This is a genomic window from Thermodesulfitimonas sp. (genome assembly GCF_052743955.1).
On record NZ_JBRAIN010000036.1, the window covers coordinates 1 to 16,131 of the forward strand.

The 16,131-nt window shown below is 59.2% G+C and carries 20 protein-coding genes; 10 read left to right on the forward strand and 10 right to left on the reverse strand.

Annotated features, from left to right (window positions below; translation table 11 throughout):
- The first annotated feature begins 136 nt into the window (after window positions 1-136).
- On the forward strand, window positions 137-760 hold the full coding sequence (locus ACUVTA_RS04515; RefSeq protein WP_445951780.1) for a hypothetical protein: 624 nt from the start codon (window positions 137-139) through the stop codon (window positions 758-760).
- On the opposite strand, the gene ACUVTA_RS04520 is transcribed toward ACUVTA_RS04515, so the two are convergent.
- From ACUVTA_RS04520 to ACUVTA_RS04530, 3 genes are all read right to left on the reverse strand, one after another.
- Window positions 757-1,416, reverse strand: a complete 660-nt coding sequence (locus tag ACUVTA_RS04520) for a rhomboid family intramembrane serine protease (RefSeq protein WP_445951781.1) — start codon at window positions 1,414-1,416, stop codon at window positions 757-759. The genes ACUVTA_RS04515 and ACUVTA_RS04520 overlap by 4 nt on opposite strands.
- A 104-nt stretch (window positions 1,417-1,520) precedes the next feature.
- The gene (locus ACUVTA_RS04525) at window positions 1,521-2,738 is read right to left on the reverse strand and encodes an anti-sigma factor domain-containing protein (protein WP_445951782.1); all 1,218 of its coding nucleotides are present in this window, start codon (window positions 2,736-2,738) and stop codon (window positions 1,521-1,523) included.
- A 20-nt stretch (window positions 2,739-2,758) separates the two neighbouring features.
- Complete coding sequence (locus ACUVTA_RS04530) at window positions 2,759-3,460, reverse strand: sigma-70 family RNA polymerase sigma factor (RefSeq protein ID WP_445951783.1); 702 nt, start codon at window positions 3,458-3,460, stop codon at window positions 2,759-2,761.
- Window positions 3,461-3,717: 257 nt separating this feature from the next.
- Here ACUVTA_RS04530 and ACUVTA_RS04535 point away from each other — a divergent pair, with 257 nt between their 5' ends.
- The gene (locus ACUVTA_RS04535) at window positions 3,718-4,803 is read left to right on the forward strand and encodes a DUF763 domain-containing protein (protein ID WP_445951784.1); all 1,086 of its coding nucleotides are present in this window, start codon (window positions 3,718-3,720) and stop codon (window positions 4,801-4,803) included.
- Here ACUVTA_RS04535 and ACUVTA_RS04540 read toward each other — a convergent pair.
- Complete coding sequence (locus ACUVTA_RS04540; protein WP_445951785.1) at window positions 4,798-5,946, reverse strand: iron-containing alcohol dehydrogenase; 1,149 nt, start codon at window positions 5,944-5,946, stop codon at window positions 4,798-4,800. The genes ACUVTA_RS04535 and ACUVTA_RS04540 overlap by 6 nt on opposite strands.
- A gap of 63 nt (window positions 5,947-6,009) precedes the next feature.
- Window positions 6,010-6,534 (reverse strand): nitroreductase family protein, encoded by a 525-nt coding sequence (locus ACUVTA_RS04545; protein WP_445951786.1) that lies wholly within the window; start codon window positions 6,532-6,534, stop codon window positions 6,010-6,012.
- 135 nt (window positions 6,535-6,669) lie between these two features.
- On the opposite strand from ACUVTA_RS04545, the gene ACUVTA_RS04550 reads away from it, so the two are divergent.
- From ACUVTA_RS04550 to ACUVTA_RS04585, 8 genes are all read left to right on the forward strand, one after another.
- Entirely contained in the window at window positions 6,670-7,089 is a 420-nt protein-coding gene (locus ACUVTA_RS04550) for a hypothetical protein (protein WP_445951787.1), read from the forward strand.
- Between the two features lie 89 nt (window positions 7,090-7,178).
- The gene (locus ACUVTA_RS04555) at window positions 7,179-8,141 is read left to right on the forward strand and encodes a hypothetical protein (RefSeq protein WP_445951788.1); all 963 of its coding nucleotides are present in this window, start codon (window positions 7,179-7,181) and stop codon (window positions 8,139-8,141) included.
- A complete protein-coding gene (locus ACUVTA_RS04560) occupies window positions 8,131-9,123 on the forward strand; it encodes a glycosyltransferase family 2 protein (RefSeq protein ID WP_445951789.1) in 993 nt (330 codons plus the stop codon). Before ACUVTA_RS04555 ends, ACUVTA_RS04560 begins: the two co-directional genes overlap by 11 nt.
- Window positions 9,124-9,229: 106 nt before the next feature.
- Entirely contained in the window at window positions 9,230-10,273 is a 1,044-nt protein-coding gene (locus tag ACUVTA_RS04565; RefSeq protein ID WP_445951790.1) for a lysylphosphatidylglycerol synthase transmembrane domain-containing protein, read from the forward strand.
- Window positions 10,274-10,277: 4 nt separating this feature from the next.
- Window positions 10,278-11,120, forward strand: coding sequence for a mannosyltransferase family protein (locus ACUVTA_RS04570; RefSeq protein WP_445951791.1), 843 nt, complete (start codon window positions 10,278-10,280; stop codon window positions 11,118-11,120).
- Window positions 11,121-11,199: 79 nt separating this feature from the next.
- A complete protein-coding gene (locus ACUVTA_RS04575) occupies window positions 11,200-11,412 on the forward strand; it encodes a hypothetical protein (protein WP_445951792.1) in 213 nt (70 codons plus the stop codon).
- A 260-nt stretch (window positions 11,413-11,672) separates the two neighbouring features.
- Window positions 11,673-12,041 carry a hypothetical protein gene (locus tag ACUVTA_RS04580; RefSeq protein WP_445951793.1) on the forward strand — a complete coding sequence of 123 codons (369 nt, stop codon included), beginning with the start codon at window positions 11,673-11,675 and terminating at the stop codon, window positions 12,039-12,041.
- 135 nt (window positions 12,042-12,176) lie between these two features.
- The gene (locus ACUVTA_RS04585) at window positions 12,177-12,983 is read left to right on the forward strand and encodes a hypothetical protein (protein WP_445951794.1); all 807 of its coding nucleotides are present in this window, start codon (window positions 12,177-12,179) and stop codon (window positions 12,981-12,983) included.
- Between the two features lie 83 nt (window positions 12,984-13,066).
- Here ACUVTA_RS04585 and ACUVTA_RS04590 read toward each other — a convergent pair whose 3' ends face one another.
- From ACUVTA_RS04590 to ACUVTA_RS04610, 5 genes are all read right to left on the reverse strand, one after another.
- The gene (locus ACUVTA_RS04590; RefSeq protein ID WP_445951799.1) at window positions 13,067-13,264 is read right to left on the reverse strand and encodes a DUF192 domain-containing protein; all 198 of its coding nucleotides are present in this window, start codon (window positions 13,262-13,264) and stop codon (window positions 13,067-13,069) included.
- Window positions 13,265-13,363: 99 nt separating this feature from the next.
- Window positions 13,364-13,579, reverse strand: coding sequence for a type II secretion system F family protein (locus ACUVTA_RS04595; protein ID WP_445951795.1), 216 nt, complete (start codon window positions 13,577-13,579; stop codon window positions 13,364-13,366).
- Window positions 13,572-13,793: a hypothetical protein gene (locus tag ACUVTA_RS04600; RefSeq protein WP_445951796.1), complete on the reverse strand. Its 222-nt coding sequence runs from the start codon at window positions 13,791-13,793 to the stop codon at window positions 13,572-13,574. Before ACUVTA_RS04600 ends, ACUVTA_RS04595 begins: the two co-directional genes overlap by 8 nt.
- 11 nt (window positions 13,794-13,804) lie before the next feature.
- Window positions 13,805-14,758, reverse strand: coding sequence for a type II secretion system F family protein (locus ACUVTA_RS04605; protein ID WP_445951797.1), 954 nt, complete (start codon window positions 14,756-14,758; stop codon window positions 13,805-13,807).
- Between the two features lie 12 nt (window positions 14,759-14,770).
- Window positions 14,771-15,934 carry a CpaF family protein gene (locus ACUVTA_RS04610; protein WP_445951798.1) on the reverse strand — a complete coding sequence of 388 codons (1,164 nt, stop codon included), beginning with the start codon at window positions 15,932-15,934 and terminating at the stop codon, window positions 14,771-14,773.
- Window positions 15,935-16,131 lie beyond the last annotated feature (197 nt).

Sequence of the window (16,131 nt, forward strand, 5' to 3'; positions counted from 1 at the left end):
GCCCTCTCTCCTTGTACCTGACCCTCTATTCCCCCGAAAACATTTTACTCATACTCTCGCCGCAGCGGCCCGGGGGATTGACTACCCCGGCCCACCCGCCCCATAATATAATCACCACCAAGCGGCCAAGGAGCAAATGATGTTCGGCTTCGATCCCTTCAGCGCAGCGAGCCTTGGCGCCATTCGCCAGCGCGTCAAAGAACTACAGGAGCAGTTTCCGGAATTAAGCCGGGAAGAGCTCGCGTGGAGCTTCATCCGGGAAAAATGCTGGTGGTGCGCCATCGCCGGGGCGCTTACCGCCCTGCCGGCGGTTATGCCTGGGCTCGGCACCCTGATCGCCCTCCTCACCGGCGCAGCCGTGGACATCACCATCCTTGGCTTCGCCATCACCCGCCTTGTCCTCGAACTGGCCACCCTCTACGGACGCGACCCGGCAACCCTTGAAGCCCAGCGCGAAGCTTTTATGGCCTTTGCGCTCGCTGCTGGGATCCATACGGTCAACCAGCGCCTAAGCCGCCTGGCGGCGGCCCAGCTTTCCCGGCAACTCACCGCCGAACTCACCGAAAAGGTCCTCCTGGGGCTGGGGGTGCGCGCCAGCCAGCGCCAGCTCGTCCCTCGTCTCTTGCCGTTCGCCGGAATACTCGTTGCGGGAATAATCAACTACTTTTTGGCGCGGGCTATCGGGGCCAAAGTTCTGAAGTTTTACCGCGAGCGGAGCGGTGAGGAAAACGGACCGGTGATAGACGTCACCGCCCACTAACGCCGGAAGAACTTCACTAATACGGCTCCCGAAAGGAAGCCCCCGATATGCGCCCACCAGGCAACGGTCTGCCCCGGTATCGCCAGGGAAGCAACGCCGTTCAAAAGCTGCATCGCGAACCAGAGAAAAAGGAAGAGCACCGCGGGCAACTCGACCAGGGTGATAAAAAAGAAAATAGGCACAAGGCTTAAAACCCGCGAACGGGGGAAGCTTACGAAGTAAGCCCCCAGAACACCTGCCACCGCCCCGCTGGCCCCGATCGTCGGGACCGTCGTACCCGGGTTAGCCAGGACGTGGGCAAGACTCCCGGCAAAACCAGCCAGCAGGTAAAAGAGCAGAAAGCGCCCGCGCCCCATCGCGTCCTCAACATTATCCCCGAAGACCCAGAGATAGAGCATGTTGCCGAGGACGTGAAACCAGCCCCCGTGGAGAAACATGGCGGTCAGGAAAGGAATATAGGTGCCAAGGCTCAGGGGATGGTAGATAAGGGCCGGCAAGTCTCGCGCCGGCACCACCCCGTAAGTCCGCGCTAACATCTGGAGCTCTACTTCAGAAAGGGAAGCCTCATGGAGAAAGATAAGGATGTTGGCGGCGATAAGCGCCACGGTTACGACCGGGAAAGCCCGGGAGCGAATGGTATCACGTAGCGGTATCATTTTCCCCTCCGCGAATTGCCGTTTATAAAATAATACCACCCCAGAAGCGGGATGTTACATAGAAGTTTAGGGAAAACTTCGGCCAGGATAATTTTTCTCGGTTCCTAATGGGCAGCCTTTTGGGACTCCCAACCCTCCGGGCGCGAGGTTTCCGCCTCTCTATTGTTCTCTAGTTCCGGACCCTCGCTGTGATAAACCTTCCCGGTGACGCTCCTATACCTCCGGTCGGTACGCCCACTTTTCTTTGTTAGGCCCTTCCGTTCGGAAATGCCGGAACCGTACCCCTTCTCCTGTACTCCTTCTTCTGGACAAGGTTTTGTCGCGCCTCGTTTTTCTCCTTTTAGGCTCTGCTTTTTTTCTCGTAAATGTCCCCCGGTAATCCCTTCGAACGGCTGCTTTACTCCCTCCAAAAGCGGTCTCTGTAAACCGTCTGACTCGCCGGACCGCCCCTTTCCCGCGTTAGCTTTTTCTTTCCTTAAATTCTCTTCGGACGTCCCCACCGCATCCTGCCCGGGTTCCTCTTTTTCCCGGACAGCGGCTTGCCGCCTAATTTTCACTGGTACTACAACCACCTCGTTTTGCTGACCCGCCCGTACCAGTTCCTCCACGGGAACCTGCCGGTGCATCTCGAGCCGCGCCAGCCCTTCCCGCTTTAATTCTTGAACTGTCACTGGCGCGCCGGCACGCGATGCTCCCATTTTAAGCACGTAGCGCCCTGGTGAAAGTCCCAACCGGTGAGCTTCCCCCCGATACCGTGCCGGTACAGCCGTAGCTACCACCTTAACCGGCAGGTTCTTTTTTTCTACCGCCTGCACAGCCGCTCGGGCCAAATCGGCCGCCCGTGGTACCGGCACACCTTCCCGCACCGGCACCACCGTAAGCAACACCACACCCTCCCGCTGGCCACCCACGTAGCCTAATTCCGCCGCCCGGAAGATGAGCGCTCTAACCGCCCCGGTTACCGGCTGGCCCCGCAACTTCAACCCTGCCGTCAGGCGTACGGCGTCGCTGTTCAGGGGCTCAACCCGAACCACCCGCTCCTGCTGGTTAATCCCCAGTTCAAGGCTCGGGTTGATATCGAGAGCTACGTAGGCCACGGGAGCAGGCTGAAGATAGCGGTACAGCCCCAGCCCGATAAAAACGACCGCTAGCGCCGCCGCTAGAGAGAGAAGCCACCAGCGCACCTGAGGAACACCATTTAGCGTTACTTCCGCCCCAACTTCCGCTGCGGGAGAAGGAACAAAACGGAAATCGCCATCGGGGGTAAGAACAATCCCGTTGCTGTTCTTCTCCAAAAGCAGTCCCTTTTCCCGGCCTTTCATCCTTCTCCCTCCTTCCCCTATTAACAGTACTTGAGATGCCCGTAAAGGTAAGTGAACTCTTCCGGCTGCCCTAAGATCAGGCTTACCGCCAGGATGTACCGGCGCCCCCGTTCAAGGGTTTTGCGGGGCACACCAGTCAAGAGTGCGAGCTCGTTGAGGGGAACACGCTTCTTTTCTATTAGGTGCCGGAAGAGCTCTTGATTTTCCGCCAGCACCCGGGCCACCCGAAGGAGGTTAGCCCGGGTATCCCGGTGCTTAGGCGCCGCCGCTACCAGATCCCGGAAGCTCAGACCGAACTCAGCAAGTAGCTGGCGGTACCGCTCGATCTCTTCGCGTCGTTCTCTGAGCAACTCTTCCTCAGTAAAACGTTCCCGCGCGATCCCCCTTACCGCCACTCCTCCGGCCGCCGCGATTTCCTCAAGGCTTTCCGCCGCCACCCGCCCTTCCTTCCGGTAAAAGTCCGCGATCCGGCTCCGGATAACCAGGCGCGCGAAGGCCAAAAATGGCACCCCCCGGTCTTCGTCGTAGGAATCAACCGCCTCGTTAAAGGCAATCAAAGCGATACTCGCCGCATCATCACTCCACGTCAGCGGTTGCCTCGAGTACGCGGCAGCCACACTTAAGATAAAATGCCGGTGGCGCGCTAACAATTCCTCCCGCGCCTGCTGGTCGCCGCGCCGCGCCCGGTACAGCAGTTCTTCCCTTATCTGTAGTTTGTCCACGGGGCCACACCCTGTTCACCATTGCCGCAAACCTTGGCTTCATTTTTTCGCTACGCCCCCGCCCCATCTCCTCCCTCTACCAACAACGGACCCTGGCGCTCGCGTAGGCAACCAACAAGCCGCCTTTTTTCCTCCTCTCGATTCTCTAGTTCGCTTGACAGCCGCCGCTTTCTGGGGGTAGAAAACACCATCCCGAAGGCTATTGCCCGGCAGCGGTAGCAAGAGGTAAATTATTTCTTGAGAGGAGACTTGCGTCTGTGCGTACCGGAATCGCCAACCTACCGCTTCATACCGGGAAGTGTCCCCGCTGGCTCTTCGAAAAGATGGTAGCGCTCAGCCGGGCCATTATTGAACTCCTGGTGGTTGAAGCTGAACCGGACGAAGTTTTGCGGCGCCTGAGCGACCCTTTCTGGTTTCAGGCCTTCGGCTGCGTCCTCGGTTTTGACTGGCACTCCTCGGGGCTCACCACTACGGTCTGCGGCGCCCTAAAAGAAGCCGTGCGGGGCTGCGAGCGGGATCTCGGCCTCTTTGTCTGCGGTGGCAAAGGAGTGACGGCGTTTAAAACCCCGGAGGAGATCCTGCGGCTTGGCGCCCGGCACCCCCTCAAGGTGAACCCGGAAGAGTTGGTACGCGCTTCCCGCCTCGCCGCCAAAGTGGACCAGGCGGCGGTTCAGGATGGCTACGACCTCTACCACCATACCTTCGTCTTCTCGTCACGGGGAAGTTGGGTGGTAATCCAGCAGGGGATGAATGCAGCTGCCAGGCGCGCGCGCCGCTACCACTGGCTTTCGGAGGCCTGCCGCGATTTTGTCGTCGAACCCCACACAGCGGTCTGCTGCGACGCTAGGGGACTAACCCTCAACCTCGTGGCCCACGAAAGTAAAGCTGCCCGCCAGAGCCTGCCGGCACTCATGCAGGAGCGGCCGGAGAAGCTGGTGACCGACCTTCAACGCCTCCACGACCGCATCCTTGATTTACCCGACCGGCACCGTTTGCTCCTCGAAGACCTCGACCCCGGGCGCCTTAAAACTGTCTTCGAAAAAAGTCACCATCACGCGCCCCAAGACTTCGTCGCTTTACTGGAAACCCCGGGCATAGGCGCGCGGGGTATCAGAGCCCTAAGCCTCATCGCGGAACTGGTTTACGGTACACCACTTAGCTACCGGGACCCGGCGCGGTTTGCCTTCGCGCACGGCGGCAAAGACGGTACCCCGTACCCGGTAGACCGGGCCACTTACGAGCATAGTATCCAAGTTCTGAAGCGAGCAGTTGAGCAATCCCGCCTCGGCTTTACCGAAAAGCGGGAAGCTTTAGCCCGTCTTGCGCGCTTCGCGCAACTATAGCGTCTGGCGCAGAATTTCCCTGAGTTCGGGGCGCGTAATCCGGCGGGGGTTGGTCTGGAGTGATTTCGCCGGCAGGGTGGCTTCCACTAACTCTTCGATCTCCTCTTCTTTGACCCCCAGGGCACTAATCCGCGTCGGCAGCCCCAGCTTTTCCACTAACCGGTACACATACTCAACAAAGCGGGACGCCGCTGTAGTGGTATCCGTCCCTGGCGGTACCACTCCGGCCGCCACTGCTAACGCGCCGTACTTCTCCTCCACTAGGGGCAGGTTAAAGGCCATAATGTGGGGAAGAAGAACACCACAAACGAGTCCGTGCGGCTGGTTGTAGCGGACGCCAATCGTATGCGCGAGCGCGTGTACTGCCCCCACCCCGGCGTTCTGAATGGCCATTCCCGCCAAGAAACTTCCCTGCATCACCCGCTCCCGCGCGTCCCGGTTCCGTCCCACGCGGTAAGCAGTATGGATATTCTGGATAATCAACCGGACGGCCTCACAACTCACGGCGTTACTCAGGGGGTTGGCAAAACGGTAGGTATAAGCCTCAATCGCGTGGGTGAGGGCATCCAAACCCGCCCGGGCCGTAAGTTCCCGTGACTGGGCCATCGTCAGGATCGGGTCTACCACAGCCACATCAGGTAGCCAGAAAGGGTGACGCAAACTCTGCTTCTTCTTTGCTTCCCGGTCGATTAGCACCGCGTTAGTTGTCGCCTCGGAGCCGCTTCCCGCGGTAGTAGGCACCGCAATCCAAGGGAACTTGGGTTTAGTTATCTCGCGCCCGTAAAAGTAGTCTTTCACCGGGCACTCTTCGTAAAAAAGACCCGCCGCCGCCTTAGCCGCGTCCAGAACGCTCCCGCCGCCAACCGCCACCATAACGTTACACTTTTCCTGCCGCGCGCACTCTCGCACCGCCTCGACCGTTTCGAGCGTTGGCTCCGGGTCCACCCGGTCAAAAAAGGCAACCTCAATCTTCGCCGTCACAAAAGGCATAGTTACGCGCTCGAAGTTTCCGGTTTCCTTAAGGCTGCGCCGCCCCGTCACCAGCAGAACCTTTTTCCCCAAACGCTGCGCTTCCTCGCCCAGGCGATAAGTGCTTCCGGGCCCAAAAAGAACGCGCTGCGGTAGGTACAAATCAAAAAGCAACTACACCAAACCCCTTTCGGCTGAAGAAACTAATCTTTTCTCGCGCCCTGCACTTTCTATCCCCTAAACATACTTCCTTATGTCTTCGAGGCTCCGTCGCCCGGGCCTCTTCTCTACAGAAGTTTCCGGATAACCAAGCGCCACCAGCGTCACCGGGCGAAGATCTGCCGGTATTCCGACACACTGACGCACCTGGTTTTCGTCAAAAGCCCCAACCCAACAGGAGCCAAGCCCATACGCGGTTGCCGCTAACAAAATGTTTTGCGTCGCTGCTGCCGTATCCTGGATACAGTAAAGGTGCCGCCCCCGCTCCCCGTAGTACTGCGCGGAGCGGGCGGGCTCGGCACAAACCACAATAACTACTGGTGCTTCCGCCACGAAGCTCTGGTTCAGCGCCGCCGCCGCCAGGCAACGCCGTCGCTCGGGATCGGTCACCACGTAAAAAAACCAGGGCTGTAGGTTTCCCGCTGAGGGTGCCCAGCGGGCAGCTTCCAAGAGATTCTCGATTACTTCACGCGCCACCCGCTCATTCTTAAAGCGGCGTACCGAGGCCCGTTCCGTGATTACCCGCACCACTTTAGCGGGCATTCTCTCACCACCTTTCCTTCTATTATTTTGCACTCCCTGTAACTAGTCCTGCTAAAAGTTTCGCGACCCGGGGAAAGAATCGCCAAAACACGCCAATAATTATTCTGGGAACCTCAAGAGTAGGAGAATCTTGGTTTGAAAGAGACTCTCTGGCGTTATTTACTTCTTTTTTTGCTAATTTATGGTCTTTTAGTCCTTATTGTAACCGCCTTTAGCGGTGGGATTAACGATCCCGATACCTGGTGGCATCTGGCAACAGGAAAGCATATTGTCCAAACCCGCTCTCTACCCCACACCGATATCTTCTCCTGGACCGCGGCGGGAAAGCCCTGGACCACGCACGAGTGGCTCGCAGAGATCCTTTTCTACCTCGCTTACGCTGCTGGGCAATTCTGGGGGGTGCTCTCCTTTCTCCTCGCGGTGGCAAGTCTGCTCTTTCTCCTTTACTGGCGGCTGTTGACTGCGGCAAAAGGCCCTTTTCCCGTTACTGCGCTGGTGCTTATCGTCACGGGCGAGATGCTTTATCTCCTTTCCTCGAGCTTAGACCCTAGGTAATCTCCTACGCCCTTTGCGTCGCCTTTCTTTACCTCCTCCACCGCTATGAGCAGGGAGAGAACCGTCTCTTCCTCCTCCCGCCGCTTACGGTGCTGTGGGCTAACAGTCACGGCTCTTTTTTCTTGGGGCCGGCGCTTCTCTTTCTCTACATCTGCTGCGGCCTGGTCCCGCTTCGGCACGAGAAGCTCGTGAACCGGCGCCGCGATAAAATAGCCTTAGCGCAGCTTCTTCTGGTATTGGTTCTCTGTATGGTCGCTGCCGCCCTTAACCCAAACGGCGGCAAGCTTCTCGCTTACCCGTTTACCACCATCGGCGCAAGCGAGATGATGGACAACATTCAGGAGTGGCTTTCCCCGGACTTTCACAACCCTTATAACCAACTCTTCCTCGTTTACTACCTGGGTACCTTTTTACTCCTGCTCCTCACCCCGCAGCGCATCCGCCTTTTTGACCTCGCGCTCTTCCTGCTTTGCGGCGCTGCCGCCTTCACCCACGCCCGCTTCATCGCTTACGCGCTGTGGGTTAACGGCTTCCTCTGGGTTAACTACTACCGGCCCGCAGTGCGCTGGAAAACCCAGCTTAAAGGCGCGGTGAAATACACTCTCCTTCCCGCGCTCTTCGTGCTCTACGCTGTAATTCTGGCGGGCAAGACGCCGCCCCAGAACCCGGTCGACTACCGTTTTGCCGACCCGCAGGAGTACCCGGTCAACGCCCTCGCCTACCTGAAGGAACACCCCCTGAAGGGGAAAATGCTCAACCACTACGGCTGGGGCGGCTACCTCATCTGGAACCGCCCCGGGGAAAAGGTTTTCATCGACGGGCGGGCGGACGTTTATATTCCCAAAGTTTTTGGCGACTACCGCCGGATTACCCGCCTCGCGCCGGAGGCGCCGGCTTTGCTTGAAGCTTACGGTATCGACTACGTGCTTATGCCCGCTGACGCGGCACTGGTACAGGCTTTACGTTTCTCACCTGACTGGGAAACCTACTACGCCGACAAAACGGCCGTAATCCTGGTAAAAAAGAAAGGGGGAGCGTCGCGTGCCCGCTGAAAGGTGTACTTTTTCGCTCGTTGTCCCCGTCTACAACGAAGCCCCCAACATCGACCCTTTCTACGAACGGGTCGCGCGCGTGATGCAGGGGCTTGGCGAGCCCTACGAAATCATTTTTGTAAACGACGGCAGCCAAGACGATACGCTCGACCGGCTCCTTTCCTTGGCAGGAAAAGACCCCCGGGTAAAGGTGATCGACCTCTCCCGGAACTTCGGGAAGGAAATAGCGCTTACTGCCGGGATCGACCACGCTACCGGGGAGGCGGTAATCCCGATCGACGCCGACCTCCAGGATCCGCCCGAACTTATTCCGGAACTGGTGGCGAAGTGGCGGGAGGGCTACGATGTTGTTTACGCCACCCGCCGCGAGCGGGAGGGCGAAAGCTGGCTCAAACGCGCCACCGCCCACCTTTTTTACCGGGTGGCCGAGAAGATTACCCCCATCAAGATCCCGCGGGATACCGGTGACTTCCGGCTGATGAGCAGACCCGTGGTCGAGGCCTTGAAGCGGCTGCGGGAGCGTAACCGCTTTATGAAGGGACTCTTCGCCTGGGTGGGTTTTAAGCAAACTGCCGTTTACTACCGGCGGGAGCGGCGCCACGCCGGGAAAACGAAGTGGAACTACTGGAAGCTCTGGAATTTCGCCCTGGAGGGGATCACCTCTTTCAGCTACATCCCGCTCCAGTTCGCGACTTACTTCGGCCTCACGGTCGCCCTTTTCGCTTTCATCTACGCCCTCTTCATTGTCGTACGCACGCTCCTCTTCGGCCGGGATGTGCCCGGTTACCCCTCCCTCATCACGGTAATCCTCTTCCTCGGTGGCGTGCAGCTCTTCGCCATCGGTATCTTGGGCGAGTACATCGGGCGGATTTACAGTGAAGTGAAGCAGCGTCCGTTATACATCGTGAAGGGCAGGTATGGTTTTTATCAGGTGAGAGGGGCCCAGCAAAGCGAGACCCCTGTAGGCCCGACAAAAAGATAAGCTCGGTTTCGGGGTAGCGAAAAGGTATCGCCCTTCCGAGCGCGAAGAAGAATTTACACGGGGTTACCCGCCGCAAGGTTACCAAATAACCGGAGAGGGTAAAGCATTGAAAAATAAAGCTTTAACGGTTGGCGGCGTCGTCCTCAGCCTCCTTTTACTGGCGGGAGTTTTTTACCGGGTGCGGCCCGCCCTCTTCTGGGCGGCGCTCAAAGAGACGGATCCGGGTGCTCTCGGGTGCTGCGTCTTCTTCTTTGGGGTAAGCTGTCTTGCCCGGGCCGTTATGTGGCGGGTCACGACGCGCCCGCTGCAACTGGTGGGCTTTTCTACCCTCTGCGGCGGCATCATTGTCGGCTACCTGGCCAACAACCTTCTCCCCGCGCGGGCGGGCGAGCTCGTGCGGGCCTACTACCTCGCGCGCCGCACGGGAATACCGGGCCCGGCAGCCTTCGCTACAGTTTGTGTGGAGCGCACCCTGGACGCCGCTTCACTCGGACTCTTAGTAACCGCCGCGCTCGTGGTCGGGGTGCGGGGCTTAAGACCGGAAACCGCCCGGTTCACGCTGGCAGCCCTCTGCGGCGCACTTGCCGTAGCAGCAGCGGTCTTTGCCGGGTTGCTGCGCCTGAGCGAGCGGCCGCCGGGTAAGCCTGCGCTCCCCGCTTCCGTCAGAAAGACACTCGCCTCTTTCACCGGCCCCTTGCGGCCCCTGTGCCGGCCGCGGACGCTGGCGCTTCTCGTTACTTTGAGCCTGCTCGCCTGGGGGGCTAATTACCTTTCTCTCTTGGCCCTGGTTCCCGACGCGGCAGCAAGCAGGCTCCAAGCCGCATTGCTCCTCCTCCTTTTCATTAACCTCGGGCTCCTCGTCCCTTCCTCCCCGGGAGCCTTTGGGGTGATGCAGCTCGCCTTTTGGGCGGCCCTGGCCCCTTTCGGGCTGCCCAAAGAGAGCGCGCTGGCGCTGTCGCTTGCCTACCAGGGCGGTCTTTACCTTTTCACGCTATCCCTCGGGCTGCCTTTTCTTTACGCCCGGGCTCACATCAGCCTCGGTAAGATGGCGGCTGAGGCAACGGCGCAACAGAAAGAAGATCCTACCGCCGGTGAAGCAGCTACAAGGGCAGTAGCGCCGGAAGCCTGCAGCCTTTTCCGGAAGCGGTGATTCTATGCGGCCATCTTTCCAGCCGTGGCGGGAAATCCTCCTGGTTTTCGCAGTGGCGAAGGTCTTTCAGGGAGTCTTCGTCTACGCGGGGCACCTCCTCCGGGACCCGCTTCCTCCGGAAACCTGGCCGGGCGTAGAAAATTGGTGGCTCAACCCCTGGACCGCTTACGACAGCCAGTGGTACCTGGAGATAGCCGCCCGCGGCTACCGGGAACTAACCGCGCCCTTCTTTCCGCTTTACCCACTTTTGCTCAAAATTTGCGGCCACACCGCCATTACCCGGGCTCTCGCCGGCGTTATCATCTCCAACCTTGCCTTTCTGCTCGCGCTCTATTTTCTGCGCCGCCTGACGCAGGAGGATTTCGACACCGCAACAGCTAGAGCCGTCATCTGGGTTGCCGCTTTCTACCCAACTGCGGCCGTCTTCGGCGCGGTGTACACCGAAGCGCTTTTCCTTCTCTTCCTGGTGCTCGCTTTCACCGCGGCGCGGCGCGAAAAATGGGCAGCGGCGGGCTTTTGGGGGCTCCTCGCTGGCGCGACGCGGAACTCCGGTCCGGTCGTCTTTGCCGCACTCGCGCTCGACTACCTCCACGCGCGGCGCTACAGGCTTAAAGAGGTAAATCTGAAACCGCTCCTCTTCTTAAGTCTGACGTTGGCTGGCCCCTTGCTCTTCGGGCTTTACCTTTTACTTTCAGTGCGGCGACCCTCTTCTACCCCTCAAGAGCCAGCATCACTTTTACCGCCGGGGTTTTGCCTGGCCCTGGCAGCCCCTTTACGCCGACCTCAAAGACTTTTGCACGGGCCAGAACCCCAACGCCGTAATTCCCTTCAACCTCCTCTTTCTTAGCCTCATCGGCTATTGGGTAATTAGGCGCCGCCGGGTACTCCGGCCCGCCTACCTGCTCTTTCTCCTGGGCGTAGTGCTGATGCACCTCTGCTACCCGCGGGCCAACAGCCCCCACACCATCGGCCTCATCCGCTACCTTTCGGTGCTCTTTCCTTTTCTGCAAATCCTGGCCGCTGGCTACGTCGCTGCAACTAAGAAGGTGAAGGGGGCGAAAATCCTCCTCCCCCTCGCTCATTTTCTGGTTAACGCCTTCTTTGCTTTCGGTTTTGGGCTTAAAAGCTTCCTCGAATAGGCCGAAAAGAGAAGGAGAGGATTTTTCGGAGGGGCAATGCTCTTGTTCCCCAATGAAGGGACCGTGACCTCGGGGCGGCATCGAGGCTTTTTCTGGCTTCTGCTTTTTGGCGTGCCCGCGTTGACGCTCTTGCCTTACTTGATGCTGTACGCGACCGCACCCCCGGCACAACGTTCACCGGGTTTTTCTTCGCTAGCGACGATCTCGAAAGTTACCTTACGGACATGTGCCTGGCCAAATACGGGTGGAAGTGGAACTTTATGTTCACCGCCGAAGATACGCGGGGCGGCTACATTTTCCTCTACTACATCTTCTGGGGCAAGCTCGCCCTGTGGCTTCACCTCCCCCTTATCGTCGTCTTCCACCTCGCCCGGATCACCTCATCGCTCTTGCTCATCCTCGCCGCGTGGCGTTATCTGAACACTTTTCCCCTCCGCGAAGGGGAACGGCGGTGGGGTCTTGTCTTCTTCTGCCTCGCGATTCAGTTCCCCCGCTTCTACGACCGGGAGTGGGGCCTGCTCCTCATCTTTCACCCGGAATTTTACCCCGCCGCCAACATGCTGCTCCTGCCGCACGTCGCCTTTTCCCAGGCGATGTTCTTATTCGCGGCATATTGCCTGCGGGAGTAGGCCCGCACGCGGAAGGTAAAGTACATTCTCTGCGGGAACGGAGCGCTCTTCGGGCTGGTGATAGTGCACCCGTATATGCTTCTTCCTTACGCGCTTCCCGCGTTATTTACCCTTTATTTCCATCGGGGGCCGCGGGTGGCCTCCGACCTCCTCGCCATTGCCTCCTTCTTTTTCCTCGCCACCCCCTACCTCGTCTACCTTTACTCTCTGATGCATCAGCCCGATATCCGCGCCTGGCAGGCCCAGAGCGCCACTCTCGCCCCTTTGCGCGAAATCCTCACCCGCGATGTCGCCCTCCTCCTGCCCGCGCTCGCGGGGCTTTTACTTCTGGTGCACCGCGAAGGCCCGTGCAGCGAAGCGGCCTGCTTCTGGGTGGCACCTTTCCTCCCGGTGCTCTTCCCACTCAGCTTCCAGGAAAGGCTTCTGGAGGCGGCCAGCCTGGGTTTTTGTTTCGCTGCCGGCGTCGCCGTGGCGGCAGTTGCTTCCCGGTGCCGGACCAGGTGGGGCCCCGTCGTTTTGACCTTAATCCTGCTCGCCCCCCTGTCCGCCGTCTGCCTCACGCCCCTCAACCGCCCCTCGGCGTGGTGCTTTATGCGCCGGGAAGAAGTGGCGCTGCACCGGTGGATAGATGCCCATCTCGGGCGGGCGGACGTGGTGCTGGCGGAGCCCCTCTACAGCCTGCGGCTTCCGGCGCGGGTCGGTTGCCGGGTCTGGGCCGGCCACCACGACCAGACGCTTAACGCCAAAGAAAAGCGGCGCAAGGTGGCGCGCTTCTTCGGCGACCCCACCTTCGACCGAGAAGCCTTCCTGCGGGAAAACCACATCGACTACGTCCTCTGGGATACGGAGAGATGGATCCTTAAACCGCGAGCGGCGCTCGTGCCTGTCGGCCGCTGGGGCAGTTTAATTCTCTTCCGGAACGAAAACGAGAGGCGCCCCTGATGCTCCCGGACGCGCCGGGAGGAAGGCGAGCCGGTCGCCCGGTTGCGTTCCCGTAGCCGCAATCTTTCCTGCCGGCAGTTCCCCTACCCCCGCGCTTCGCGGACGAAAGCAGTATGGCGAAAGGGAGCCAAGTGGGGAAAGACGGCAACTACGCAGTCCGAAGCGTTATAGAAGACGGCATCGATGGGGAAAAACATGAAAAAAGTGTGGATCGCCTTGCAGGGCTCAATAATCAAACCCTCGCTAGGCCCAAGATTACGCCGGAAGAGTAAACCTTTCAGGCGTCACCCGAAGGAGCGCGCCACCCCGGCCTGCTCCGCAAGTACCTTCCCGCGCGTCTCGTTAACCACCCGGACAAGCATCCTCGCTCCCTCAAACTTCTAAAAACCGGAGCGAAAGGCCCGCGCCATGTTGAGGATGGCCGGCCCGAGAAGCACGATAAAGGTGGCGGGGAAAATGAAGAAGACCAAAGGGAGCAGCATCTTTACCGGCACCTTCATCGCCTGGTCATTCGCCCGCTGCCGCCGTTTGAGTCTAATCTCCTGCGCCTGCAAGCGCATCACGTTGGCCAGCTGGACACCCATCTGCTCAGCCATAAGGATGGCCCCGATATCTGAGCAAGGGTTTCACCACCCGGTAGTAAAGCGGCTGGCGCAACTCCTGTTCCTTTAAGGTCGCCGGCCCCTCGCCGCCTAACAAAGCGGTTGCCCGGGTTACCACCGCCTCTTCCCCAGCCCGAAAAGCCTGATAAACCGTCAGCCCTAGCGCCAGGACTGCCAAGAAAACCAGTGTCGCCGTTGGGGTGACCATTTTTGCGCCCCCTACACCTTAATGTTCACGATTTTCTTGATCATCAGCGCACCCAGGATCTCCGTGCCGACGGCGATGCCGGCTAACATCATTCCGGTAGGCGTGCTCCAAAGAAACGAAATGTATCCGGGACTAATGAAGAAAAGTAGTAATGCCAAGCCTACCGGCAACAAACCGATCACCAGCCCGGAGATGCGCCCCTGCGCGGTGAGGGCCCGGATCTCACCCTTGATACGCACCCGTTCCCTGATCGTCTCCGCGATGGTATCAAGCACCGAAGCCAAATTGCCGCCGACCGTCCGTTGGATAACCACCGCCGTTACCACTAAATCAAGGTCGTCGCTTTTAACCCGACGCGTTAAGTTCATGAGCGCCTCTTCAGTCGCAATCCCGAGGTTCATCTCGGCCAGCGCCTGCCCAAACTCCTTGCTTATTGGAGGGGGCATCTCTCGCCGGACCACTTCCATCGCCTGAAGAAAACCGAAACCCGCCCGCAAGGTGTTGGCCATAACCACCAGCGCATCGGCAATCTGGGCGTTGAAGGCGTGGAGGCGTCGGACCTGTGCCCGCCGGAGGAGAATATATGGTAACGCAGCGCCGATAGTAGCGCCCACCACCCCCGCCGCCAGCCGCTGTGTCATCGCGTAGCTGGCTACACCAAACAAAAACGCCACGCCGCAAACCGCGAGCAAAAACTCCTCCGCCCGGAGGAGAATGTCGGCGCGTGACAGCTCCGCATCGAGGCGCTTCATCAAGCCAAGCGCCGGCCGGAAACTCATGATGCTGCTCCTGAGCCATTGTAACCCCTGCCAGCCTTTTGTACCTTCGGCGACCGGTAGCTTTCCGGCACTCGCTGCGGTCAACCCTTCTAGCCGCGCCGCAAGCAAGCGGCGCTTAGCCTCGAAGGTCTCCCACAAGGCAAGTCCCGCAAAGAGGCAGGCGAGAAAAACGAAGAGTATTACCATCCTCAGGTCCCCTCACCAGGTGGTCGGCGCAAAGAGGCGCGGGTCGAGGTGAATACCTGCCGCCTCCAGCCGGTCGATAAACTTCGGCCTGATTCCAGAGCTGACAAACCTGCCGAGTACCTTTCCTTGCTCGTTAACGCCAGTCTGCTGAAAAATAAAGATATCTTGCAGGACGACCACATCACCTTCCATTCCCTGAACTTCCGTAATGTGGGTCACCTTTCGTGAGCCGTCCTTAAACCGCCCGGTGTGGACAATGAGGTCAATAGCCGAAGCGATCTGCTCCCGAATCGCTTTGACGGGCAACTCCATCCCGGCCATGAGCACCATCGTTTCGATACGGGCCAGCATATCCCGAGGCGTATTCGCGTGGCCGGTGGTGAGGCTACCGTCGTGCCCGGTATTCATCGCCTGGAGCATGTCGAGCGCCTCACCGCCGCGGACCTCACCGACCACAATCCGGTCGGGGCGCATCCGCAGCGCGTTACGGACCAGGTCACGGATCGTTATCGCTCCTTTCCCTTCAATGTTCGGGGGCCGTGATTCAAGCCGGATCACGTGCTCCTGGCGGAGCTGCAGTTCCGCGGCATTTTCAATAGTGATGATGCGTTCGTTAGGAGGAATGAACGAAGAGAGGATATTCAAAAGGGTCGTCTTACCGCTACCCGTACCGCCCGAAACGACGATATTTAGCCGCCCGCGAACGCAGGCCTCTAAGAATTTGGCGATCTCGGGGGTTAGGCTCCCGAACCGGATCAGATCGTCGATGGTGAGCGGGTCGCGGAAAAACTTCCGGATCGTGATCGTCGGCCCGTTAAGCGCCAGCGGGGGTATAATGGCGTTGACGCGCGACCCGTCCGGTAGCCGCGCGTCCACCATCGGCGTACTCTCGTCAATCCTCCGCCCCAGCGGCGCCACGATCCTTTCGATGATGTGCATCACGTGCGCGTCGTCCCGGAAGGTTACCTCCGTCAGTTCTAACTTGCCGCGCCGCTCAACATAGACCTGGTACGGCCCGTTTACCATGATTTCCGTGACTTCTTCATCCTCAAGAAAAGGCGTTATCGGACCGAAACCGAGCGCCTCTTGGATGAGCTCCGCCACAATCCGCTGCTTTTCAAGACGCGGGATGGTTACCGGCTGTTTTTCCAATAGTTCCCAGGCTACGCTTTCCACTCTATGTGCGTCAATTATCTGGCTATTGCCTGTCCGGAGCAGATCCCCAAGCTCAGCTACTAAAAGCTTATGAAGGTTAACCTTCAGCTCCTGATAAGGATCCCGGCGGACCGCTCGGTCGGCGCCAGTTTTTACTTTCTCTTTTTTTCTTCAAAACGGGAGAATACCGTCAACGGTCACACCTCCTACGCATAAAA

What these genes read in the sequence shown, in the direction of transcription:
- ACUVTA_RS04605 (WP_445951797.1), bottom strand. Translation starts at nt 14,758, where the DNA reads ATGGTAATACTCTTCGTTTTTCTCGCCTGCCTCTTTGCGGGACTTGCC.
- ACUVTA_RS04515 (WP_445951780.1), top strand. Translation starts at nt 137, where the DNA reads ATGATGTTCGGCTTCGATCCCTTCAGCGCAGCGAGCCTTGGCGCCATT.
- ACUVTA_RS04575 (WP_445951792.1), top strand. Translation starts at nt 11,200, where the DNA reads ATGCACCTCTGCTACCCGCGGGCCAACAGCCCCCACACCATCGGCCTC.
- ACUVTA_RS04600 (WP_445951796.1), bottom strand. Translation starts at nt 13,793, where the DNA reads ATGGTCACCCCAACGGCGACACTGGTTTTCTTGGCAGTCCTGGCGCTA.
- ACUVTA_RS04525 (WP_445951782.1), bottom strand. Translation starts at nt 2,738, where the DNA reads ATGAAAGGCCGGGAAAAGGGACTGCTTTTGGAGAAGAACAGCAACGGG.
- ACUVTA_RS04545 (WP_445951786.1), bottom strand. Translation starts at nt 6,534, where the DNA reads ATGCCCGCTAAAGTGGTGCGGGTAATCACGGAACGGGCCTCGGTACGC.
- ACUVTA_RS04580 (WP_445951793.1), top strand. Translation starts at nt 11,673, where the DNA reads ATGTTCACCGCCGAAGATACGCGGGGCGGCTACATTTTCCTCTACTAC.
- ACUVTA_RS04570 (WP_445951791.1), top strand. Translation starts at nt 10,278, where the DNA reads ATGCGGCCATCTTTCCAGCCGTGGCGGGAAATCCTCCTGGTTTTCGCA.
- ACUVTA_RS04595 (WP_445951795.1), bottom strand. Translation starts at nt 13,579, where the DNA reads ATGGCTGAGCAGATGGGTGTCCAGCTGGCCAACGTGATGCGCTTGCAG.
- ACUVTA_RS04520 (WP_445951781.1), bottom strand. Translation starts at nt 1,416, where the DNA reads ATGATACCGCTACGTGATACCATTCGCTCCCGGGCTTTCCCGGTCGTA.